The sequence below is a fragment of the Nostoc sp. DSM 114167 genome, assembly GCF_052692655.1.
This window is the reverse complement of the sequence record NZ_CP195116.1, coordinates 314,128-334,073: the sequence shown is the minus strand read 5'-3', so window position 1 is coordinate 334,073 and position 19,946 is coordinate 314,128. Positions and strand designations below refer to the sequence as shown.

At 41.9% G+C, this 19,946-nt stretch carries 26 protein-coding genes and 1 pseudogene; 13 read left to right on the top strand and 14 right to left on the bottom strand.

Annotated elements, in window-relative coordinates; translation table 11 throughout:
- Nucleotides 1–30: 30 nt before the first annotated feature.
- Nucleotides 31–1,740, bottom strand: coding sequence for a DNA phosphorothioation system sulfurtransferase DndC (gene dndC, locus NSTC731_RS01420; RefSeq protein WP_445629297.1), 1,710 nt, complete (start codon nucleotides 1,738–1,740; stop codon nucleotides 31–33).
- 218 nt (nucleotides 1,741–1,958) lie between these two features.
- Here dndC and NSTC731_RS01415 point away from each other — a divergent pair, with 218 nt between their 5' ends.
- Nucleotides 1,959–3,557 carry a DGQHR domain-containing protein gene (locus NSTC731_RS01415; RefSeq protein WP_445629296.1) on the top strand — a complete coding sequence of 533 codons (1,599 nt, stop codon included), beginning with the start codon at nucleotides 1,959–1,961 and terminating at the stop codon, nucleotides 3,555–3,557.
- On the opposite strand, the gene NSTC731_RS01410 is transcribed toward NSTC731_RS01415, so the two are convergent.
- The 11 genes and pseudogenes from NSTC731_RS01410 to NSTC731_RS01360 all read right to left on the bottom strand — a co-directional run bounded on the left by NSTC731_RS01410 (nucleotide 3,558) and on the right by NSTC731_RS01360 (nucleotide 12,513).
- Nucleotides 3,558–4,499 (bottom strand): HNH endonuclease, encoded by a 942-nt coding sequence (locus NSTC731_RS01410; RefSeq protein ID WP_445629295.1) that lies wholly within the window; start codon nucleotides 4,497–4,499, stop codon nucleotides 3,558–3,560.
- A gap of 32 nt (nucleotides 4,500–4,531) precedes the next feature.
- On the bottom strand, nucleotides 4,532–5,002 hold the full coding sequence (locus tag NSTC731_RS01405; protein WP_445629294.1) for a DNA phosphorothioation-associated protein 4: 471 nt from the start codon (nucleotides 5,000–5,002) through the stop codon (nucleotides 4,532–4,534).
- A 220-nt stretch (nucleotides 5,003–5,222) separates the two neighbouring features.
- Entirely contained in the window at nucleotides 5,223–5,774 is a 552-nt protein-coding gene (locus NSTC731_RS01400) for a Uma2 family endonuclease (protein ID WP_445629293.1), read from the bottom strand.
- 35 nt (nucleotides 5,775–5,809) lie between these two features.
- Complete coding sequence (locus tag NSTC731_RS01395; protein WP_445629292.1) at nucleotides 5,810–6,379, bottom strand: Uma2 family endonuclease; 570 nt, start codon at nucleotides 6,377–6,379, stop codon at nucleotides 5,810–5,812.
- 11 nt (nucleotides 6,380–6,390) lie between these two features.
- On the bottom strand, nucleotides 6,391–8,463 hold the full coding sequence (locus NSTC731_RS01390) for an AAA family ATPase (protein WP_445629291.1): 2,073 nt from the start codon (nucleotides 8,461–8,463) through the stop codon (nucleotides 6,391–6,393).
- On the bottom strand, nucleotides 8,460–8,633 hold the full coding sequence (locus NSTC731_RS01385; protein WP_167306198.1) for a hypothetical protein: 174 nt from the start codon (nucleotides 8,631–8,633) through the stop codon (nucleotides 8,460–8,462). The genes NSTC731_RS01390 and NSTC731_RS01385 overlap by 4 nt, the downstream gene beginning before the upstream one ends.
- Before the next feature lie 327 nt (nucleotides 8,634–8,960).
- A pseudogene (locus NSTC731_RS01380) lies at nucleotides 8,961–9,143 on the bottom strand (helicase); the annotation flags it as partial.
- A 67-nt stretch (nucleotides 9,144–9,210) separates the two neighbouring features.
- A complete protein-coding gene (locus NSTC731_RS01375; RefSeq protein ID WP_445629290.1) occupies nucleotides 9,211–10,401 on the bottom strand; it encodes a tyrosine-type recombinase/integrase in 1,191 nt (396 codons plus the stop codon).
- A 3-nt stretch (nucleotides 10,402–10,404) separates the two neighbouring features.
- Nucleotides 10,405–10,629 carry a hypothetical protein gene (locus NSTC731_RS01370; RefSeq protein ID WP_445629289.1) on the bottom strand — a complete coding sequence of 75 codons (225 nt, stop codon included), beginning with the start codon at nucleotides 10,627–10,629 and terminating at the stop codon, nucleotides 10,405–10,407.
- Nucleotides 10,630–10,903: 274 nt separating this feature from the next.
- The gene (locus NSTC731_RS01365) at nucleotides 10,904–12,154 is read right to left on the bottom strand and encodes a hypothetical protein (protein WP_445629288.1); all 1,251 of its coding nucleotides are present in this window, start codon (nucleotides 12,152–12,154) and stop codon (nucleotides 10,904–10,906) included.
- The gene (locus tag NSTC731_RS01360) at nucleotides 12,151–12,513 is read right to left on the bottom strand and encodes a hypothetical protein (RefSeq protein ID WP_445629287.1); all 363 of its coding nucleotides are present in this window, start codon (nucleotides 12,511–12,513) and stop codon (nucleotides 12,151–12,153) included. The genes NSTC731_RS01365 and NSTC731_RS01360 overlap by 4 nt, the downstream gene beginning before the upstream one ends.
- 267 nt (nucleotides 12,514–12,780) lie before the next feature.
- On the opposite strand from NSTC731_RS01360, the gene NSTC731_RS01355 reads away from it, so the two are divergent.
- Nucleotides 12,781–12,936, top strand: a complete 156-nt coding sequence (locus tag NSTC731_RS01355) for a hypothetical protein (RefSeq protein ID WP_445629286.1) — start codon at nucleotides 12,781–12,783, stop codon at nucleotides 12,934–12,936.
- Here the strand turns inward: NSTC731_RS01355 and NSTC731_RS01350 are convergent.
- The gene (locus NSTC731_RS01350) at nucleotides 12,911–13,279 is read right to left on the bottom strand and encodes a hypothetical protein (protein ID WP_445626444.1); all 369 of its coding nucleotides are present in this window, start codon (nucleotides 13,277–13,279) and stop codon (nucleotides 12,911–12,913) included. The genes NSTC731_RS01355 and NSTC731_RS01350 overlap by 26 nt on opposite strands.
- 109 nt (nucleotides 13,280–13,388) lie before the next feature.
- Nucleotides 13,389–13,679, bottom strand: coding sequence for a hypothetical protein (locus NSTC731_RS01345; protein ID WP_445629285.1), 291 nt, complete (start codon nucleotides 13,677–13,679; stop codon nucleotides 13,389–13,391).
- 468 nt (nucleotides 13,680–14,147) lie between these two features.
- Between NSTC731_RS01345 and NSTC731_RS01340 the strand changes: the two genes are divergently transcribed.
- The 11 genes from NSTC731_RS01340 (at nucleotide 14,148) to NSTC731_RS01290 (ending at nucleotide 19,943) form a co-directional block, all read left to right on the top strand.
- The gene (locus tag NSTC731_RS01340; RefSeq protein WP_445629284.1) at nucleotides 14,148–14,399 is read left to right on the top strand and encodes a helix-turn-helix domain-containing protein; all 252 of its coding nucleotides are present in this window, start codon (nucleotides 14,148–14,150) and stop codon (nucleotides 14,397–14,399) included.
- A gap of 285 nt (nucleotides 14,400–14,684) precedes the next feature.
- Nucleotides 14,685–14,906 carry a hypothetical protein gene (locus tag NSTC731_RS01335; protein ID WP_445629283.1) on the top strand — a complete coding sequence of 74 codons (222 nt, stop codon included), beginning with the start codon at nucleotides 14,685–14,687 and terminating at the stop codon, nucleotides 14,904–14,906.
- A gap of 90 nt (nucleotides 14,907–14,996) precedes the next feature.
- Nucleotides 14,997–15,224 carry a hypothetical protein gene (locus tag NSTC731_RS01330; RefSeq protein ID WP_445629282.1) on the top strand — a complete coding sequence of 76 codons (228 nt, stop codon included), beginning with the start codon at nucleotides 14,997–14,999 and terminating at the stop codon, nucleotides 15,222–15,224.
- Between the two features lie 22 nt (nucleotides 15,225–15,246).
- A complete protein-coding gene (locus NSTC731_RS01325; RefSeq protein ID WP_445629281.1) occupies nucleotides 15,247–15,522 on the top strand; it encodes a hypothetical protein in 276 nt (91 codons plus the stop codon).
- A complete protein-coding gene (locus NSTC731_RS01320; protein WP_445629280.1) occupies nucleotides 15,503–15,709 on the top strand; it encodes a hypothetical protein in 207 nt (68 codons plus the stop codon). Before NSTC731_RS01325 ends, NSTC731_RS01320 begins: the two co-directional genes overlap by 20 nt.
- 42 nt (nucleotides 15,710–15,751) lie before the next feature.
- Nucleotides 15,752–16,132: a hypothetical protein gene (locus NSTC731_RS01315; protein ID WP_445629279.1), complete on the top strand. Its 381-nt coding sequence runs from the start codon at nucleotides 15,752–15,754 to the stop codon at nucleotides 16,130–16,132.
- The gene (locus NSTC731_RS01310; RefSeq protein ID WP_445629278.1) at nucleotides 16,133–16,324 is read left to right on the top strand and encodes a hypothetical protein; all 192 of its coding nucleotides are present in this window, start codon (nucleotides 16,133–16,135) and stop codon (nucleotides 16,322–16,324) included. It abuts the gene before it with no gap.
- Nucleotides 16,317–16,574 (top strand): hypothetical protein, encoded by a 258-nt coding sequence (locus NSTC731_RS01305; protein ID WP_445626454.1) that lies wholly within the window; start codon nucleotides 16,317–16,319, stop codon nucleotides 16,572–16,574. Before NSTC731_RS01310 ends, NSTC731_RS01305 begins: the two co-directional genes overlap by 8 nt.
- Nucleotides 16,575–16,766: 192 nt before the next feature.
- Nucleotides 16,767–19,172, top strand: a complete 2,406-nt coding sequence (locus tag NSTC731_RS01300; protein ID WP_445629277.1) for a DnaB-like helicase N-terminal domain-containing protein — start codon at nucleotides 16,767–16,769, stop codon at nucleotides 19,170–19,172.
- A complete protein-coding gene (locus NSTC731_RS01295; protein ID WP_445629276.1) occupies nucleotides 19,172–19,300 on the top strand; it encodes a hypothetical protein in 129 nt (42 codons plus the stop codon). The genes NSTC731_RS01300 and NSTC731_RS01295 overlap by 1 nt, the downstream gene beginning before the upstream one ends.
- A gap of 337 nt (nucleotides 19,301–19,637) precedes the next feature.
- Nucleotides 19,638–19,943 (top strand): glucose-6-phosphate dehydrogenase, encoded by a 306-nt coding sequence (locus NSTC731_RS01290; RefSeq protein WP_445629275.1) that lies wholly within the window; start codon nucleotides 19,638–19,640, stop codon nucleotides 19,941–19,943.
- Nucleotides 19,944–19,946: the final 3 nt, after the last annotated feature.

Genomic DNA, 19,946 nt, shown 5'->3' with positions numbered 1-19,946 from the left:
TAGTTTGGTTGACTCACGTCTTTTTTTATTCTATTCTTCTGAGTTTTCCTTTTTAAATTTCATACTTGCCCAAGTTACCTGTTCATCACTTTCACTTTTACCTTCATCTACTTCATTGATTGCTGCAACATCGCCCAAAGTCATCTGCTTGACTTTTGCAACATCACCTTGACTAACTGCTTCGCTTAATTCGCGTTTCAAACGAGCATTTTTAATCGCGTCTTCTGGAGAACGGGAACTCGTATTAAAGCATTTTTCTAAAGTATCGTATATTCCCACGCGACGAGTTTTTTTGCGATACTGGCGTTCTGTGTCTAACAATTTCGCCATGAGTTCTAAATGCATCGCGTCACCTTCACAGATTTCTTCTAATACTATCCATTCATCACGACCTAGTAGGCTATAGTCAGCGCCAGGACGGGGGTCTTGAAATTTTTCGCCAGTCACTTCTTGATAAATCCGGGGTAAGCTGTCATCAAATTCGTGTTTTTCTTCTAGCCAAATACGGCGAATTTCACTCATTTCTTCTAGAGTAATTAGGGTGATATCGCGCATATTTTCTGGCGCTGTACGACGGGTTTTTGTTTGCGCTTCTAATAATCGTCTTAGCCAATGTTCTCGCCAATATTTGGTATAAGGGCCATGAATTGGTTCAATAGAAGTTTCACCATCGACATGACGTTCAAAAAGTTGGACTTCTCCCCAGATGCGACGGAAGTCTCTTTTATCGCGGTCATCTCTATTATCTAATTCATTGCGAATATCCAATAGAGGCTGCATCCATTCTTTTTCTTCATCATTTTGAATCATTGCCTCCATTGATTTATCCTTACTAACAATTGTGCAAACCCAACAGCCAAATCGAGAATCACCACAGCTAGCAGTGGAAGTATCAACAACTAAAGGACATTCATTATCTGCTGTAGCACCTCTATACATAGTAAATAAGTCTTTGTTGCTATACCCCCAAGGGTTTTGCCACTGATTTAGATAAATCCAAACTTCATCAGTACGCCAATCTTCGATAGGGCTATAAATTAAAGAATTAGGCAAGCTTGCACTATGGTAAAGCAGAGATGTCGGTGAACTTGTATCAGAAACGAGGCGGTCTTTTAGGCTACCTGCTTGATGTTTTTCCATTGAGATAGCACGCTTGATACTTTCAGCCTTACGCGTACCTAAAACAAGAATAACTTCCCCATTTACTCTAATCACATCACGGATAAAGTGGTTAGAAGGATGAATTTTTAGACGGTCTGTACACCAACGAAATTTTCCTCGTGGTGTTGGATAACCTTTACCAATCAAGCTTACCCAGAATGTCTCTTTGATTTCTGGGTGTAATAAATGGGGTTCAATGGGCATTTTCTGTTCTTGAGCAACAAGCTTCATCCTTTCTAAAGATTTGCGTACCCAGACAGAGACTACAGGATTTTCTACTAATGTGTCAGTTGTAATAACATGAATAGTCTTTTTTCGTTTTTCAACTGGTAGTGTTGCGATCGCATTCCAGATAAGCTGTAAAGTGGCAGTACTATCTTTACCACCGGAATAGCCTACTACCCAAGGTATCTGATCTAAACAATACAATTCTTGAATTTCAATGGTGAGAGCTTGGATGTAGTCCACTAACTCTGCTACAGTACGTTTTTGCTGACCTGTCTTGAAAAATTGCTCCTCTTGGGGAGACCCCAAGACCGCATTTTTCGCTGTGTTTTCTGCTTGTTGTGCTGTAGTCATTTATCCTTCTCTCTGGAAACCTGGCGTAATATCTCGGCGAATAGAATTCGCGGCTATACAGACTTGTGTTGAGCGGAGTCGAAATACAAAACCCACACTTCGACAAGCTCAGTGACCGCCTACGTGGGTTGAAGAAAAGTTTTTAAAAACTTTACTACTAATATCCAATTTTTTGGATAATTAAACGACATAATCTTATTCTGTTTTTAAAATTTAACATGAAAGACAGTGCATCCGACCCAACTGCCGACATCGCTAGAGAATACCTGGAACGAGAAAACAAGGAAAAGCAGGTACTAGCTTTACTCCTAGAGAAGTTTTTAGGGAAAAAAGATCAGATTCTCGTTCAAAAAACCGAGATGGGTGGTACTGAGGCTTATGTTAGTTCTGTTACACTGGAATGGTTTGCAGGTCGGGTTCACTTCGCCTCTGGCTTACCTCTGTTTCAGAAAAAGTATAATCCTGAAACTGATAATGTCGAAATTGACGCAGATAGTATTGATGAAATTCAGCAGCGTCCCCTTGATTGGTCACGTCAAGCACCATTAGTCCAGTATTTAGCGGCTAGAGACAATCATAAGTTTCCGCCGGTGTTGGTGGTGATTAATCAACCGTGGGTGGATAATCCCAAAGCTGCTGAGTGGGATAGCAAAGGACGCGCCACAAAGTCTACGACTGATTTTATACCTCTAGATAAAGACGGAAAAGTAGGTCTGCTAAATATTTCTGAGGATGATGTCACCATTTATGCATTAGATGGACAACATCGACTGATGGGCGTTCAGGGGTTGATGGAGTTAATCAAAACTCGTAAACTCCAGCGCTATAAAAAAGATAAAGGTGCTGATGACAGTTTTATTACAGTCAATGATTTGATAGAAAAGTACCAAGTAGACCTTGCTTACTTGCAAAATTTACCCAAGGAAAAAATTGGTATTGAGTTCATCTGTGCGGTAGCGGCTGGCGAAACTCGCACTCAGGCGAGGCGGAGGGTAAGGTCGATTTTTGTTCATGTCAACCTGATGGCTGCACCGTTGACAAAAGGGCAACTAACACAGTTGAATGAAGATGATGGTTTTGCGATCGTTGCTAGAAAAATTGCAGTTACACATCCACTATTAGAACAGCAACAAGAACGCAAACCTCGTGTTAATTGGAATAGTGCAACAGTAGCTTCCAATTCTACAGTTTTGACGACTTTGCAAGCTCTGCAAGATATGTCTGAGCGATATTTGGCTCAAAAGTTCCCCCACTGGAAACCCTTGGAGAAAGGTCTAATTCCGATGCGTCCAGAGGATGAAGAACTTGAGCAGGGGATTGAGGAATTTAGCAAGCTATTTGATAATTTGGCTAGTCTTTCCAGTTATAAAATTTTAGAACACGAAGATACACCAGCTTTACGGCGGTTCAGCTTTGAGAAGGATGGAGGTGAAGGAAATATGCTTTTCCGTCCGGTTGCTCAAGTTGCATTAGCACAAGCTTTGGGAATTTTGGTATTTAAAAAAGGTTTTTCTCTAGCAGATATTTTTAAGAAGCTGCGGAAGTTTGACCAGCAAGGCGGCTTTAGTGGTATGGAATATCCCCAATCTCTTTGGTATGGGGTTTTATATGACCCAAATAAAAAGCGCGTGCAGGTTGCTGGGCGAGATTTGGCGGCGAAGTTATTGGTTTACATCCTGGGTGGAATTCAGGAACAGATGGAACGTGCAGAACTTCGTAAGGCTTTAGCAGATGCTAGGACTGTGGAAGATAAAACTATAAGTTTTGATGGCAAGCTTGTTGAACCGAAAGCGGTAGGACTTCCACCTATTTTGTAATTATGCTTGAAATATATTTTGGCGATGCCATTGCAACGCTTCCAGTTCTGGAAAGTGTTGCTCTGTATTTGGTAGAAGTATTGTTTCACCATGAAAATCTTTCATAGGTTTAGCATGGGGAGATATTTCTACCAAATCATTACTAACTATGATTTTGTATTGCTCATCTACAGCAAACCAACCCCTATCAAATGCCCAATGATGGTTTTTACAAAGAGCAATTCCATTATTAATTTTGCTATCATAAAACTTTGAAAATGGCTTGATGTGTGCGCCATCTACAATATTTTGATTTACTTTTTTAGTTACTTTGAGTCCACAAAAGGCACATCTGTAATCATAAATATGTATAATTGCTGTCCTGAAGAAAGCATTTCTAATAACTGCTCGTTTCCACCTCCATCTGGGATTACCCTCTAAATTTCCTGTTTCAATTAATTTTTCTATCTCTACTGGGTCATCTTGAAAAGCTTGATTTATTTGTAAAATAGCTTCTATATCATTTTCATTATCAGAAAAAAAAGCTGCCACAAGTGCGTCAATTAATTCTTTCCGGGAAAATTCATCTTGCAAAAAGTTAAATAATTCATTGTCTAGATATGCGTATTCAACAGCCTCTTTTAGTTTGTTAATTGTTTTTGGCTGTAAACCATTAAATTCAGGCTTAAATCTTAAGTACCAAAAGCCCTCATTTTGCAAATGGAAGAAAGGATAGTGTAAGCCACCTTTATAAGATAAAGAACCGATTACATTCCAATAGCTCTCAAATGTTTGAATTAATTCGTCGGAAACGGGAATTTCATTCGTAGTAATGATACCCCGTGCCATCAAATCAATTACTGATAAAAGTAAGATTGGTTTATATTGAGCATTTCCACGTTTCCGGCTATTACTCACATTTAATTTAGCAAAACGTTGACAATAATATGCTGTATCTTTCATATTTAATAACTTAATTAACCAAGCATAAATAATCAATTTAAGAATTTACTCAGGTCAAATTCTTCTTCTAATAGTTCTTTTGTTCCTCTTTCAGAAATCAAAACTAATAGGAGTCGCTCTGAGTAGTCAACAGAACCTCGCAACTCATTTTGTAAAATTTCTAATCCTCCATTAGCATATTCTTCAAATATTTGAGTGCGTTTATCTTCATCTTGTTCTTCTCTAGATGAGAGGATATTAATATCTTTAGTTTCAGTAATTCCTAATAATTTAATAATTAGGTCATATCCTAATGAAGCAAAATTTTCTTGTGGAATTGGAGATGGTTCTCTTTTTGTAGTTTCTCCCAAAGGAACGCGCTTTTTATATTTAACGCCTAAAGCTGCTGCAAACACCATTACTTCTACATAAGTTTGAAAAGGCCCAGTTGTGTCTTTTGATGCTACTAGAGATTTCATCAACTCAGCCTTATCTTTAGCAACCCTGATTCTATTTGCAGCCATGATATTAATATTTATATTTTTGCCATCTTAACCGACAGCGAAAAGCTATGCCTACGGTTATGCAATTGCCAAGGTATGATTTGATGATAGTATGTGGGCGATCGCTACGTTTCGCAATTGCTAAGGTATGATTTGATGATAGTATGTAGGCGATCGCTACGTTTACGCAATTGGCAAGGTATAATTTGATGATAGTATGTAGGCGATCGCTAAATAAACATTAAACAAACAAATTATCCACTAACATAGTCCATCCTGGCACTGCGGGTTCAGCTTCGGCTACCTCACCACGGCGATAAATTTGGGGTTCTTCAGGATTACTAGCGCGATATACTTTGATAACTTCCTCTTTGAGTACATCCACATCCCAAACTACCAAAGTACCAGCTGCAAAATAATCACGGCGTTTACTTTCCATATCTTTCTCAGCCTTATCACCATAATCATTTTCACTTCTCACCTCAGCAGCAAACACAGGCGCACCATTAAGGAACTTCCCGCCTGTAGGTTTGCCAGTATAAAATGCCGCATCAGGACTTAAAGAACGACGATTAGGGAGATTGACAATAAAACCGACATTATCTGGCAAAGCGTAACCACTTTTTGTTAAACGTTCATAATCCCGTAAACTTGCATAAATTTCACCACCTGCACGTCCTGGTAAAAATCCAGTTGGAGACATCAGCGCCAATTTTCCATTGACAATTTCTGCCTTACAATTGTCTGGTAATTGGTACAAATCTTCAATAGTTGCTTCAGTTTTAATACTCATAAAACCCCTAATCATGAATAGAGGATAATCCTAATTTAAATAGGAAACTGAACATCCTCATACACCAAGGATATCGGAAAGTGAAAATCAACACTGGTTAAATGAACCTCATCCCCAGCTTCATAAGGATGTAATTCCCAGAGTCCTCTATCATTTAACCGGAAGCAATCTAAACCAATTTTTTCAGCATCGATGAGGACGTATTCTTGCAAAGTCTGAATGCGACGATACCGCGTAAATTTTGTACCTCTATCGTAAGCTTCCGTACTTGGGGAAAGAACTTCAACAATTAAACAAGGATATTGGAGAAATTGAATAGCTTGTTTATCCCGTTCATCGCAACTCACCACAACATCGGGATAATGAAAAGGCCCGTTTTCAGAGACACCTACTTTCCCATCCGCCATATTCACACGACACCCACTTCCTCGCAGGTGACTTTTTAACGCTGAAGCTAAGTTTAAAGCAATATCATTATGAGGAAGAGTACCCCCAGTCATGGCGAAAACTTCACCATCAATATATTCATATTTAATTTCTTGGCGTTCTTCCCATTCCAGGTATTCTTGGGGAGACATATAATTTCCATCTGGACTCGCAAGCATAACTTTATCCTTTAAAGATTACGTTCAACCGCGATAATTTCAGTATACTCAAACTCATTCGGACTTTGTTTCACCAAAGGATATCTTTCCCCACCCAATTCAATATAATCTTGTTCGCAATCCGGCTTAGAAGAATAATACGTAAGCACATATTCTCTACCAATTCTGTTTGTCATTTCTGCTTCAACTTCACCCCGCCATTGAGTTTTAGTTACTAAAACTATCAACTGATTCGCTAATTGGGGAATTGTCTTCGCAATGTGTCGCCGCGAATTTTCATCCAAACTACCGAAGGGTGAATCCATCACAATTGGGAAAGTGCTACTATCGGGAATCATCATCATTTTTCGCTTCTCACTCCATTCCCTTACTTTGTCAATAATACTGGCAATAAAAGATAAACTGAGAATTTGATTTTCCCCAGTAGAAGCTGCAACTGGTGCTTCTACACCTGTGGTATTTTCTACTAATGTCAGTTCATATTTTTCACTAATTTTAGGAATGTAGGGAGTCACAGAAATTTCCGTAAATATTTCTTGCACTCGCTTTTCTAGTTGCAGGCGAAATTGTTGTTCTTGACGATTTCTAACTTCCGTTAACCGTTCAATTGCATCTTGAGCGGCGTTAATTCGTCGCTGTGCTAAAGTTTGCTTGTCTTCATTCAGCTTTTGCTTGGCAATTTGTTTGTTTAAACCTTCAATCTCAGTTGTGAGTTGAGCAATTTGCTGCTGATTTGCACCTTGTTCTCGATTCAATTCATCAATTTTACTTTCAATTTCATCTAACCGTTTTTGCAAACTGCTAATTTCTTCATTAGCATCTTTTCGCAACCGTTCTTGAATATTATCTAAGTCGCCTTCAATTTGAGATATGCTTTGCCTTAACTGATTAATCCTAGTTTGTTCTCTGTCAACTTCTTCCCAAAAACCTATTGCTTGCTTATCAATTTCATCTACTTGAGCGCTCATCCGAATTGCAGTTTCTTCTACTGCTGAGGAACCTGCTTTATTTAACCAAGTACTCACATGAGTATGAGAATGATTCCCCTCATGTAATTCTGCACCACATATACAGCGTTGAGAATTGAGTAAATCACTGACAAATTCCCGCGAAATTCCTGATGTTAACTCGCCGCGCTGCTTCAAATCATTGATAATCCCTCGAAACTGTGCTGTAGTTTCTGACAGTAAAACTGTATAACCCCGCGCAGAGATAACTTTTTTCAGTGCTTCTTTAGTTTTTTTATATTCTTCTTGATTTGCCGCTTTCTGCGATTCTAAATTCTGCCATCTTTCTTGCAATTCCTTAGCAGCGCTCAGTTCTCGCAAACGGTTACTTGTCTCTTTTTTAAAGGTTTGTTGATATTCTAACTCTTCTTTAATTTCAGTTTGTCGTTTGGTAATACGTTCGCGTTCGCGTTCTATCTTTTCTTGCTGTCGTAATAGTTGTTTAATTTCAGAATCACCAATAGCTTTTAACTCATTTTCTAGAACTTTTTTAGCATCTCCCAAGTGTCTGATAGAACGGTTGATTACTTCTACACCCAAGAAGATTTTTGTAGCTTCAGCAATTTCAGCTTTTTTGTCAGAACGGACTATTTCTTCAATTCGTTCGCCGTCAAAGAAAAAATATTGATGTAAAGTAGCGGGTAAAATTTGATTAATTATATCGTCTGGTTGCTGAGTTGGTATATTCCATTTGCCATCATCCGCACCAACCCACATGGTTAATTGAGTTTTGCCAGCGTCAAAATCACCTTCGTTTTTATAACCCCGACAGGCGCGTTTAACTCGATAGCGTTTACCTTCATGTTCCCAGCCAATCTCTACCCAACATTCTACAGCTTGACCTTTTTGAGCTTCTGCGATCGCACGCTTATTTACTAACTGTTCTATTGATGCAAACGCTGCACTAAATTTTTCATATAATACCCAAGTAAAGGCATTTAGTAAACTGGTTTTTCCAGAGCCATTATTCCCATGAATAATTGTTGTGTTTTGAACATCTCCGCCAGCCAGAAGCATCTCTGGTGTCGTACCATAAAAGGAGCGAAAGTTGCAGAGCTTGATTGAAGTCAGCTTCATCGCACCTCTTCCTTAATAATGTCCAAAATATTATCATTTATATGGCTGTTAATCTTTTTATCTAGCCTGCCTTTTTCCAGCTTCCATACCCGCTCAATAATTCGCCGTACCTCCGGTGGAGCGCTGTTTATTGGCTCTTGCACATCATCGATATTCGCATCTTGTGACATCTTCGGTTTGGAAATATAGATTTTCTATATTTTAACTTTCTCTAGTACTGTCTTTACCTCCGTAAAGCCACTGTTAGCGTTATCTCTAATTTGGCCAAAACTATTTTTTCAAATTTATAATTTTATTTGATAAAAGACTTTATTATTGAATACTATTCTGTTATTATTAATATTAATAATCGAGATTATAATGGGATGTAAGTAAAAATTTTAAAGCTATTTACACTCCATTATGATCTAATTCATAATTTTATTATTTCATACTTAATGCTTGTTTTTTCAAAAATTGAAAATTTTTACAAAAAAATACAACTATATAATTCATCATCAAATATCTAATAAACCATATCGCTTTTGTAAATCAAGTAACTTCATTCTTGCTTCTCCAGCATTATCAGCTAAATCAGCAAACTCCACAAAGCGCCGTAATTCCTTTTTTAAAAGATTGCGCTCAACTTCTATAGTTTCTCTATCTAAATCTGGTGGTAAAACAATCATGTCAAATATAGTATTACAATAAAACCCCTATTTTAAAGGGATTTTGTATTAGCAATTAGTAGCGTTACTGCCATCAAAATTAAAAATCAGGGCATTCAGAATCTACCACGTTCGGGTGACAGTAATATTTCAAAACCGTTTGCACCTCGTCCCCAATCCACAAAGCGACTTTTTCCGGTGTCGCCCCCGACGCGATGGCCCAAGTAGCGAAAGTGTGGCGCGTGGCATAAGGCTTCAAGTAAGGCACAAGTCCCTGCGCTGCAAGCGCACCTACTACTCCTGGGTATTCGGTGCGCTTGTTGCCCCGAAACATAATCTTGACATTCCAAAATTGCTGCATGATGCAGCTGTTGTACGGCTTACCCGTCTTGGAGACAAACACCAGCCCGCTTGGTTTTAAGTCCTCTGAGTTGGCTTTCATCTCTAAAAGCATCTGCTGTAATTTCGACCCCTCGCTAGTTGGGAATATGCGGCGCTTGCCGTTTTTTGTACCTTTACGCACTCGATAGAGATTGCAAGACTTATTAAATAAAATTCGGGTGCAATTAGCTTGGATATCTCCCCAGGTCAGGGCGAACGTTTCCCCCAGCCGCGCTCCTGTGAAAAAGAGAAATTTGATTAAATTGGCGTGGTGGTTATGGACTGGATGATGCTCAAAGGTATAAATAATTAAGTCGCGCTCTTTGAGGGTGAATGCTTCATGCTCCTCTTCGGTGCTTTTGCGGCGGGGTTTTTTGATTTTGAGTTTTTCAAAGGGATTAGTAGCAATTAGCCCAGAAGTCACAGCCCAGGCGCAACACTCACTAAAATGATTCAGCAACACCCAAGACATCAGGTGCGTGGTGTTTTTGAGCAACCAGTCCCGAATGATTGCGGCGTGCACCAATTCTGCTGTCGGCAGTTTAGCAATATATCTGCCAGTCGCCTTGTACTTAGCAATAATTGTGGTGGGTTCTAGGAGTGACTTTTTGAATTCGCTGAATTTCTCCCACAACTCACTTAGATTAAATTCATAAGTTGCACTCAAATTTGATGTAACTATAGCGTTACGTCTGGGCTGAAATTGGTAGCTTTTGAGTGTGGTATCAAAGCGCTCAAGGGTGATGTCGCTGACAATCATATCCCTTTTAATCCGCACCAAAGCACGATTTTGGGGAGTATCTTCTAAACCAGAACTAACAAAAAGTTGTCCAAGACCCCGCACGCTAAAACGGATGACAAGCTTATTACTGCGTTTATCGACGCTAATCCACCTATCCTCAGCATCCATTAGCTAAAAGCTCCCTCTGCCATCGCACATGGTACAGGAGAAATCTGCGCCATCAAAGGTAAGCACTCCTTTACCGTGGCACTTCGAGCAGAGTTCTATTTCGTCATAATCTGGATCGTCAGCATCCAACCCCCAGACATGACCGCAGTCTAAACACTCCCAATAACCATAATTTTCTTGATATTGCAGCGTCGTGCAATCGCATCGAGGACAAGTTCTTTGAGTCATCGCAGAGTTAAAAATTATTTGGAATTTCTAAGTTTTTTAAATCCAGAAAATTTTGTCTACAGTTGCCAAAATCCGCTACCAGCAAGGATTTTAGCCGTCTACAGCCGAATTTTTAAATTTCAAAAATTGTAGGCAGTGTAGACGGTCTAAAGTTTAATTGGTGGTCAGGTATTGAGGGTTAACTAAGCTCTCACAGTATTTGAGAGAGGATAGCTAACTCGCCTATAACCCGGCTTAGGCAAAGAGTAGACGAACTGTAGGCAAACTGTAGACATTACTTTGACCACCTCCAGCCCAAGCGATCGCCATTTCCTTCCACTTCCCCCAATCCCCTGTCAGCCATAGAAACGAAGAAAATTCTTATCTCGTCTGGCTGCATACCATCGAATAGCCGCGCACCTCGACTGAGCATTCCAGCCTTTAAAACCTCTCCTGGGTGCTGTTGACCCCAGTTGAGAATAAATTGCTCAAACTCATTCATGGCTGACGGTTGTGATCGCACCTCCTCTTTTCCCCCGCCGGAGTTTTCCGGCTGCCCCCTGTTCCCTGCTCCCCAGTTGCTCAGGTCTAGTTCACAAGGGCAGTCATCGACCATGAATCGCCTTTTACCACCTGCTTTTAACCACTGTTCTAGTTGAGGATCTTTAAGTTTAGTCCTGGCGTAATCTCGCCCGAACTGCCCCAATCGGACGAGGCAAAAGCAGCTGTAGAGCGTGTCTTTGTCTCCTTGTAAACCGAAGTTTTCGGCGGTGTCGTTTTGGGCTAGCGCGCAAATGAACTGCTTGTATCGCCTGCCCCGTTTGGCGTGACGTTTGATCCAGTAGGTGGAATTGTCGCATTCATCGACCAAAATGGGGAATTCTTCGGCAATCATGAATCGTTCCCGACCGGCGATCGCGTTATCTCCCCCCTCTCCGCGAAGCTCCACAAGCTCCTCTAAGGTTTTGAGGTCATTACCCATTGCGGTGTCGATGGCTTTGAAGTTGCCTTTCCTGCCGATGACATCCGCTTGATTAATCCACGACCAATCATCGGGTTTCGCGTCGCTGTCGTAAACGACAACTCGACCGCCGATTTTTGAGGATAGGTACTGGGTAAAGGTTGATTTACCGTCACCCGTGCCACCAACCAAAGCAACGTGTTTTTGTTTCTTCTGGATGTATTCAACCGGATCAGTGATTAAGTTCTCTGGTTGCCAGTTGGCATCAATAGCACCAACTGTAACCGCTAGCTGTGCTGTCGGTTGAGTGTTGGCTTTTGCCCAGGCTTGGAAGTTGAGCCGCGATGCTCGGTCGATGTCGCCAAGTGATTCCTGTAGGAGTTTCGCTGTTTGGCGATGTCTGCGACCGACTTCTAAAGCCCCCACGGATGCCGCTAATATCCACGGCTTCGATTCTGGCTTTTGACTCGCTCCCAAAAACAGCAAGCCACAGCTGACAACCAGACTACCCCAGAATGACCACTTGGCACAGGCGTACATTTGCAAGTGTTGATGTAACTGGGATGGGTGTAGATCGCTGCTCATATTCCCAGCAGTACCCCCACAGCAACCAATCCAACCCGCAACAGCAGAATATCCTTGACCTCTGGCACGGCTTGCCGCAAGTAGAGAATCACAATTCCGGCGATCGCTAATACTCCCAACACCCCCAGGCGGATAAATCCAGGCATGGGTAAGCTTACCCAACAGCTACTTAATAAAGCAGGTATCGCTACGGTAGAAGTAAGGCTATAAGCTAAGTCTGGCAGATTATCGGGCAGGGCGATCGCGTTTATCCACCCCTTTTTGAATTCCTCCAGTTTGGATGATTGGGGAATGGGGAATGGGGAATAGTGACCGCTACTGCTCGGAACCTCTACAACTATTTTTTGCTCATCTGCCATACTGCACCTCGATTTTGAGGTAGAAAGGACGGCTGCTCTCCTGCTTGCACAGGGCAGCGATCGCGATTACTAGAGCTGCTATGGTGCAAAAAAGAATGATTCCTTGATACACTACTGCCCTCCTAGCAATTTGTCGGCCGCATCCAGTACGGACTTCCTTTGCTCTGCGGTTAGATCGTCGTTGCCGTCGCAGTCGATAACCTCCATGTGTGTACCGACTCGGTAAAGTGCATTATTCTGCAATTTCTCGTCATCTGTGGATCTTGCTTGATTTACATAGCGCTGGACGTAGGATTTGTTGATGTCTTCTGTCATAATTTTGTTAACGTGTTGTTTTCTTTGCAAAACACCGTTTTTCGATGGGCGATCGCTAACCTGATGCGGACTGCGATCGCCTTTAAAAATCGGCTTTGGTGGCAGTAGTACTGTTAAAAAGGGTTACAAGCCATATCTGCCAAGTCTTTCGCCTTGTTGGGCTAACTTCGATGGGTTGCCGGGTGTCAAGACAAACTGCCCGACCATCATTTAGCTTGACGTAAAGGCTTTTCCCGGTTTTTGAGCGAGAAAACAGTTGACCGGGTTCTAAAGTCCCAAAGCCTACCTGAGTTCTACCTACTACGTATTCAGCTTGGTGAGAATCAAATCCCTCAGAAAGCGGATCGTCTGCCATTTCTTTCCACTCTCGTGGTCTGCCTTTGCGATCGCTCCTGTTGGTGGTCGATTTACCGTTAGTAATGGCTCGATCTGTTATCTGTTGGTCGGTCATAGTGGGTCACGTGTGCTTCATTAGTTAATCGATAGTCCGTCATTAGTTGGTGATGTGTGCCTCACAAGTACGTTAATAGTCGCAGGGTAATGTGGGCGGTTTTTGTGGCTCAATTGCTTGTACAACATGGTTTTGAGCATTTCGCAAACATTAATGTGTTTGTCAGTTCGTCTAATAAGTGGGTGTTGATCGCTGTTGCGATCGCTAAAAGGTATTGGTCTGGAAGTTCATCGCACCAGGCGGCAATATGCCTGGGGATGTCATCAAAGCCCTGTTCCTTTCTTTGATGCACCACAGTAGTCTGTTCCCGCAGCGCTAGGAAGATTAGGCTGTTTAAGCCTGTCGCTTGAGCGCGGTTAAAATTCTGCTCTACATAGTTGATGATTTCTGTTACATTCATTTCGTCCACTCTTTCAATGTTTTTATTTGCCAATCGAGTCGAGGATATCCAGGGCGCTTTGCTCTGGATTTTTAATGGGAACCGCTAACCCCGCGACGCTACGACTTATGGGTGAATGCAGTTGTCAGTTGTCCGTTGTCACTTTCCCCTAGCAGGTCTTTGGTATTTGCTCAGTGCTGACAGGCTGCTATCTCTGCCTGGTTTGGGGTGAGGTTTGTTTCTCTAGTAAGTCACTCAGCGCTAGCAGGTCTTTGCGTTGCCTCAATGGCGGTAGGCTGCTATCTCTACTTGATTGCGTTCTGGGTGAGAAACTAGGAAAAAATGCAGGTACTTTTAGGCGCTCAACCTATGTTGTGCCTGCAATTTTTTTGCTTTCTTTTCCTAAATTGGTTTAGGCAAGACTCGTTCTAAGCCTAAATCAATTTAGAAAAAATATCAACCTGTTTATATCAATTGATTTAGGTTAAGATGGCGAAAAAGCCCTTGTCAGCCCTTATGAGACTCAGGACTCTTCGATTTGTTACTCAAAGAGAATTAGCTGATGCTCTCGGAGTGACGGTAAACACCGTAGCTAACTGGGAGAAGGGTCGATCTGTCCCAAAGCTTACTCCTTCTCAGTACAAAACCTTGCTCAAAACACTGGAAATTACACCCGATGAATTACCCGATCACTTCGGTCCAACAAACAATATGACGGAACCAAAAACTGACAACCAATAACGAATAGACTTCCTGCCACTCTGGCAGGAAGGCTTCGTTGTGTGCAGTCGTAAGTTTTCCCAATGCATAAAGGATTAAAGCCTATGAATAATTGTCGAGAAAGCTTTGGACAAAAATACGGGTATCCTCTGATGCTCGCACCAGTGACACCCGTAGATGGTGGAATGAGTTGCTCTACCAACTCAATTCACTATGGAAATTTTAGTCAATCTCATAATACTTCTGTACCTTGTAATCGCAGTAATACAGCTAATCGAATATCTTCACTGCCGATGGAAAAACTTTGTGGCGCATCGTGCCAGTATTCCACACGGCAAAGTTTCTCAGTCATACCGGAACGACCCCAAAAACAGAGCATTGCAAAGCGACTTGCTTATCTTGCTCAAGGGAGATGTAGCCACAGCAAAACGCCTCTTATTACAGCAGAGGCGACGCAATCCCGGCAAGTCAGACAACTGGTATCTAGAAAAAGTAATTTACGACTTAGAACGCGATCAGCGTTGGTAGTTTTTGAATACTTAAAGTTTAGCGGCGGCTGACCAGCACCAAGGTCAACCGCCATTTTTATTGACCACTAACCACCAACGAATAAAACCAATGATCAGAGCTAAATTCACCTGCCACCAGAACAGCTTCAACCACGAAACCCAGACATCAACGGTTATTCTCACCCCAGTAACCACTAACCCACCCAGCGAAGAAAACCTGAAGTTCTGGAAAGCGACACCAGCCGGACGGATTGAACTCCAAATCACCAACCCAGAGGCAGCCTCTCAGTTTTATGTAGGGTATGACGTTTACGTTGACTTCACCCCTGCTAGGTAAATAGTGCGATCGCTCTTAGCCAATGACTAAAAAACACCGAATCTCAGCAAAGGCAGTTGACACAAGACTTGCAGCTGTTTACGCCTTAGACGAATTAATCGACTGCATCCGCACTCTTGACCCAGATTTAGATATTAGTGAAGCCACCTTACTAACAGCAATCACATTGCATAGCTTGCAGGACTTATTAAAAGAAATTCCCTCACTAAAAAGCAAATTGCAAGAGGCAGCAGCAGAGATCAAGCGCAAAAGATCCAATCCCCAACAACCAATAACTAATGAGCGAACAACAACCTGAACAACTAATTGATGCTGGTGAATTATTTGAGCTAGCAAAAAAACATCTGCCACCCCCGCCGGAGTGGATCAACTTCCAGCATCCTGATTTCCCCAAGTACTTTTACATAGGCATTTTGGACGAAAACGGGGAAATCAAATTTTGGTGGCAACGAGTGCCAGAACACCTTCGCACCGAATTCCCTTAAGCGATCGCTCAATACTCAGAACTCCTAACTCCTAACAAACACATGAAAATCAAATTAGTCCACGCCCACTTCTTAATTTCTATTGGAGATTACAGCAACGAACGCATTGGCTTCACTGTTGAACTAGAAGAAGGAGAAACCATTGAATCAGTGGTTACAGCATTAAGAAGCGAAGCCAGAAAAGCTGTTGGGCCCAAAGCTGATGAGCTTTATGAGGCACGGTCAATCCTACAAAAGCAATGCTATGCCCTTGAGAAAAAAATAAATGAAGTTCGTAGTGAGTGGGATGCTACAGCCGAATTTTTACGAACTCAAGGTATTAAGCCAGACGCACCTCCGATGCCGCAATTTAGCAACCTACTTGCAGCCGTAAAGGTTGATGAAGAGTCAGTAGAACAGGCAGAAATAGTAGACGGTTTCTAAATGATCCAAGACACCCAACGATTCCGTGACCTAATGAACGAGACAGATACCGAAATGCAGCGATTGGGCTGGACAACAGAACAGGGTCGAGAGCATTTGCAGAAATTTTACGGCAAGCGATCGCGCCTCCAGTTGACCGAAGAGGAATTAGATAATTTTCTGTTGTTTTTACAGCTTTCCGATCGTGAATAACACCCCGCAAAAGCCACCCACCAACAAAGACTCAACCCAAGAACGACTAGTCAAACTAGAGCGCACAGTGGATATTCTACGTTGGCATCTGCTCTCCACCCTAGAGCTAACTTATGCACTAGCCGCAGAGCTAGCCGAAGCCAAAGGGCGACAACAGTCTTCAGACCCAACCTGCACCAAACTTTTAGCCGAATTCAACACCCTTAATACCTTAAAGAAAATCCAGAGTGACCTTAATCAGAGGAGGTAGTTTTAAACAGCAACTAGGCAACTTGTCACACGCAAAAAAAACTCACCAATTTAGGAACTGGTGAATTCAAACAATAAAGGATTAATAAAAAATGAAAAAATACTTACAAAGGTTAGGCGGTAAAATAGCCGTTGCTTTCCTATATTCTACCACATCAAATAATTTAAAGCTAGCGAGTGTGGGGGTAGAGAAATGACACAAGGCATTTATCAATTTCCCCAAGAACAGAGAACTTTTCAGCCCAACGTAGATAGATTACCACCATCCAATATAGAAGCAGAAGAAGCAATATTAGGTGGTATATTATTAGACCCAGAAGCCATTTATCGAATTAAGAATAGATTAAAACCAGAACATTTTTATATCAGTGCCCATAGAGACATTTACCAAGCTTGTTTAAGGCTTTGCAACAAAGAGAAACCTACTGATTTGTTGAGTGTTACTAGCTGGTTATCAGACCATAATATTTTGTCTGCAATTGGGGGTAGAAACAAGCTAGCAACTGTACTAGATAGAACTGTAAGCGCCGTTAATATCGATAGTCTAGCTGAATTAGTTATTAATGCATCTGTTCGACGTGACTTAATCCGTGTCGCTAATGAAATCAACCATCTAGGATATGAAACAGAGTTAGATATCCCGGAAATTTTTTCAATGGTTGCACAGAAAACTCGGTCAGTTATCGAACTTCCCGTTGCGGCAACTAAGGATGAGCATGAGCAATGGTTGCACGATAGATTACTCTCAGAACTGACAACTATTTATACAACTTGTGCTTTGCCATCCCTGAGACTTTTGAAGCTTAAAAGACTAGCAGAAGACCATCGCCTCTCAATGGGGTTTTTAGAACACTTCTACCTCAAAACTCTTATTGCCCAATGTACTAAATTACTCACATACGAAGAGTTAAAAGAATTAGCAGGTTCTACAGTTAGAGAGTGGCTATTAAATGGTCTAATTCCCCAAAGTACAACAATCTTGCTAGCCTCAGATGGTGGAATTGGTAAAACCAAATTTAGTTATGCCATTGGTAAAATTTTGATTCAAGGCACTCAATTCGGCCCATTTGTAACCACAGGTAAAAGGAAGATTCTTTACTACCAAGGAGACGAAAGCCCAGGTGATATGCTGCAAGCCTTGGATTCTCTCGGTTACTCAGAGCAAGATATTGGCAACTCAGTTCGCGTCCGTTTTGGCTGGAGTGCCGAGAACATACCAACGCTCATCCAAGACTTAAGGGAATTCCAGCCAGAGCTTGTTTTCATCGACTCGCTATCGACTGCCAATCGCTTCTCAATTTACCGCGAATCAGAAATGGAGTATGCTCGCCCCATTTTGGAGATGACCGGGCTGGCTGCCCAATACAAAACCACCTTTGTAATCATTCACCACACAAATAAAGAAGGTGGCGTGCGTGGCACAACCGCAATTAGAAATGCGGTTAGCGAAGTCTGGACACTGACCAAGGACAACAAAGAAACAGCTACCCCCTACGACCGGATATTAGAAATCGACAAATCGCGATCGCGATCGAGCGGCAAGAAGTATCGCATGTACTTCAACAGCGAAGACCTCAGCTTCACTTTCCTGGGTGAAGAGGGAGACGAACTTGGTGGCCCTGGTCAATCTGCCAAAGAAGCAACCTTACAACTTTTATCTGACAACAGAAATATCAAATTCACCGGTGAAGAGATAGCCCATCGGTTAGGCATTTCCAAAGCTTATGCTCGTCGCTATCTCGGAGAATTATCAGCTGATGGGCTAATTAGCGTCAAACGTCACCCAGCAGCTAAAGGTGAGAAGGTCAAGCCGAACGTTTACTTTTTAGCCTACGAAGGATCGGGGGAGGATCACCCCTCGGATCAGACCCCCTCATCTCCTGTAACAACTGACAGTAATGCCTTACAGCCAATATTCAAATCTGGTATAAAAAAACAGGATCAGTACGAGGATCAGACCCAGGATCAGATCCAATGTTTAGACACAGTAAGCAATACAGCCTCTAGTGATCCTCAAGGTGCAGAAAATCTCGAAAAAATGCCTAGCACAGAATTTTTAGAGCCGAAAAGTGAGGTAGAGGATCGCATGAGTCCGAATGCCTTGCCAGACAACAATAATGGGTCTGATCCTCGTACTGATCCTCCCCCGATCCTGTGCCAAAATACACACCCTAGTCAAACGACCATTAAACCCTTACCAGACAACGATTCTGGCAGTTCTCCCCAGTCTGATCCGAAGGGTGGTACTGGGTCTGATCCTCTCCCCTTACCTCTCATCGAGGAGAAGGCTACTTACTGGAGTGCATCTTTCAAGCGAGAAGTAAAAGTATTCCAAATTTTTGATGAATTCTCAGAGGCTAGCTGCCACGTTGCCGAAAAAGGCAGGTTCAGCTTAACCTTCACTGACTTGCAATGTTGTGAACAATCCCCCAGGAGTGACTTTAGGATCGGAGACAGAGTAGTTATTTTGGTTGGTAAAAATAAGGAGACCTTCGCAACCATCACCACTATTAGAGCCGATGGCATCTGGCTCAAATCGGACGATCGCAAAAAACGACTTGCAAAAGCCTACTTCCCGCATCAATTGGCAAAAGCCTGATGCTTGCCGCAGCCCAAAAAACGCGATCGCCCTTCTACATTAGAGAGCGATCGCGCAGCAATTCATATTTCCAGTCCCAAGGTATTCGCCTTAAAGGGATAAGGCAAGTGCGATCGCCTTATGAGTGAGTGTGAGGGATTGCGATCGCGGAAACACTTAGAACTTGGCAAACTTTTCATCAAATTCGCCATAGTTTAAAGATTTGTATAAATTATTTTTCTATCAAAATCAGTACAGCTACTCAGGCTGTTGGAAATCTTTTTGGGGGTATACATTCCGGTTTAACCATGCCAAATGGTTAAACAGGTATATTTTAAATTCATGAAAACAGTAGTCTTTCTAGAATCCAGTCTTTGCAGTATGTTGATTCAGTAAAGCACTTCTGCTTTTACATAAAAGTGGAACATTTACTTATTTTTGATTGGCTCATAAAAATGAAGAGTAACTATTTATAAATCTCTTCAAATGACAGCATTTAATCCAGCAACAGATATTCCATCTCAGATCGACACATTAGAAAAACTTGCGGCTTGGTTGGGATCTGCACTTTTTACTATCAACCCCACACTGACCGTCGTCGAAGGGGCTGGATACACGGAACGGGCTTGTCAAGCGAATAATTTTTGGGTATCAGCAGATGCAAAGACGCGCATGATTGTTCGTTTTTCTCTGGAAGTATCGCCCGATCAAGCCAGTGGCAGTAACAAGAACTGGACGTATATTCAGCCATTAAGTAATACTGCGTTGCCTGCTTCGTTTAAAGCAAATTAAGGG

Coding starts and splice junctions, on each gene's coding strand:
- NSTC731_RS01365 (WP_445629288.1), bottom strand. CDS start 12,154: ATGAGCAGCGATCTACACCCATCCCAGTTACATCAACACTTGCAAATG.
- NSTC731_RS01310 (WP_445629278.1), top strand. CDS start 16,133: ATGATCCAAGACACCCAACGATTCCGTGACCTAATGAACGAGACAGAT.
- NSTC731_RS01295 (WP_445629276.1), top strand. CDS start 19,172: ATGCTTGCCGCAGCCCAAAAAACGCGATCGCCCTTCTACATTAGAGAG.
- NSTC731_RS01375 (WP_445629290.1), bottom strand. CDS start 10,401: ATGGATGCTGAGGATAGGTGGATTAGCGTCGATAAACGCAGTAATAAG.
- NSTC731_RS01405 (WP_445629294.1), bottom strand. CDS start 5,002: ATGGCTGCAAATAGAATCAGGGTTGCTAAAGATAAGGCTGAGTTGATG.
- NSTC731_RS01395 (WP_445629292.1), bottom strand. CDS start 6,379: ATGCTTGCGAGTCCAGATGGAAATTATATGTCTCCCCAAGAATACCTG.
- dndC (WP_445629297.1), bottom strand. CDS start 1,740: ATGACTACAGCACAACAAGCAGAAAACACAGCGAAAAATGCGGTCTTG.
- NSTC731_RS01330 (WP_445629282.1), top strand. CDS start 14,997: ATGATCAGAGCTAAATTCACCTGCCACCAGAACAGCTTCAACCACGAA.
- NSTC731_RS01415 (WP_445629296.1), top strand. CDS start 1,959: ATGAAAGACAGTGCATCCGACCCAACTGCCGACATCGCTAGAGAATAC.
- NSTC731_RS01400 (WP_445629293.1), bottom strand. CDS start 5,774: ATGAGTATTAAAACTGAAGCAACTATTGAAGATTTGTACCAATTACCA.
- NSTC731_RS01345 (WP_445629285.1), bottom strand. CDS start 13,679: ATGAATGTAACAGAAATCATCAACTATGTAGAGCAGAATTTTAACCGC.
- NSTC731_RS01325 (WP_445629281.1), top strand. CDS start 15,247: ATGACTAAAAAACACCGAATCTCAGCAAAGGCAGTTGACACAAGACTT.
- NSTC731_RS01370 (WP_445629289.1), bottom strand. CDS start 10,629: ATGACTCAAAGAACTTGTCCTCGATGCGATTGCACGACGCTGCAATAT.
- NSTC731_RS01390 (WP_445629291.1), bottom strand. CDS start 8,463: ATGAAGCTGACTTCAATCAAGCTCTGCAACTTTCGCTCCTTTTATGGT.
- NSTC731_RS01340 (WP_445629284.1), top strand. CDS start 14,148: ATGGCGAAAAAGCCCTTGTCAGCCCTTATGAGACTCAGGACTCTTCGA.
- NSTC731_RS01360 (WP_445629287.1), bottom strand. CDS start 12,513: ATGGCAGATGAGCAAAAAATAGTTGTAGAGGTTCCGAGCAGTAGCGGT.
- NSTC731_RS01410 (WP_445629295.1), bottom strand. CDS start 4,499: ATGAAAGATACAGCATATTATTGTCAACGTTTTGCTAAATTAAATGTG.
- NSTC731_RS01300 (WP_445629277.1), top strand. CDS start 16,767: ATGACACAAGGCATTTATCAATTTCCCCAAGAACAGAGAACTTTTCAG.
- NSTC731_RS01290 (WP_445629275.1), top strand. CDS start 19,638: ATGACAGCATTTAATCCAGCAACAGATATTCCATCTCAGATCGACACA.
- NSTC731_RS01315 (WP_445629279.1), top strand. CDS start 15,752: ATGAAAATCAAATTAGTCCACGCCCACTTCTTAATTTCTATTGGAGAT.
- NSTC731_RS01320 (WP_445629280.1), top strand. CDS start 15,503: ATGAGCGAACAACAACCTGAACAACTAATTGATGCTGGTGAATTATTT.
- NSTC731_RS01385 (WP_167306198.1), bottom strand. CDS start 8,633: ATGTCACAAGATGCGAATATCGATGATGTGCAAGAGCCAATAAACAGC.
- NSTC731_RS01350 (WP_445626444.1), bottom strand. CDS start 13,279: ATGACCGACCAACAGATAACAGATCGAGCCATTACTAACGGTAAATCG.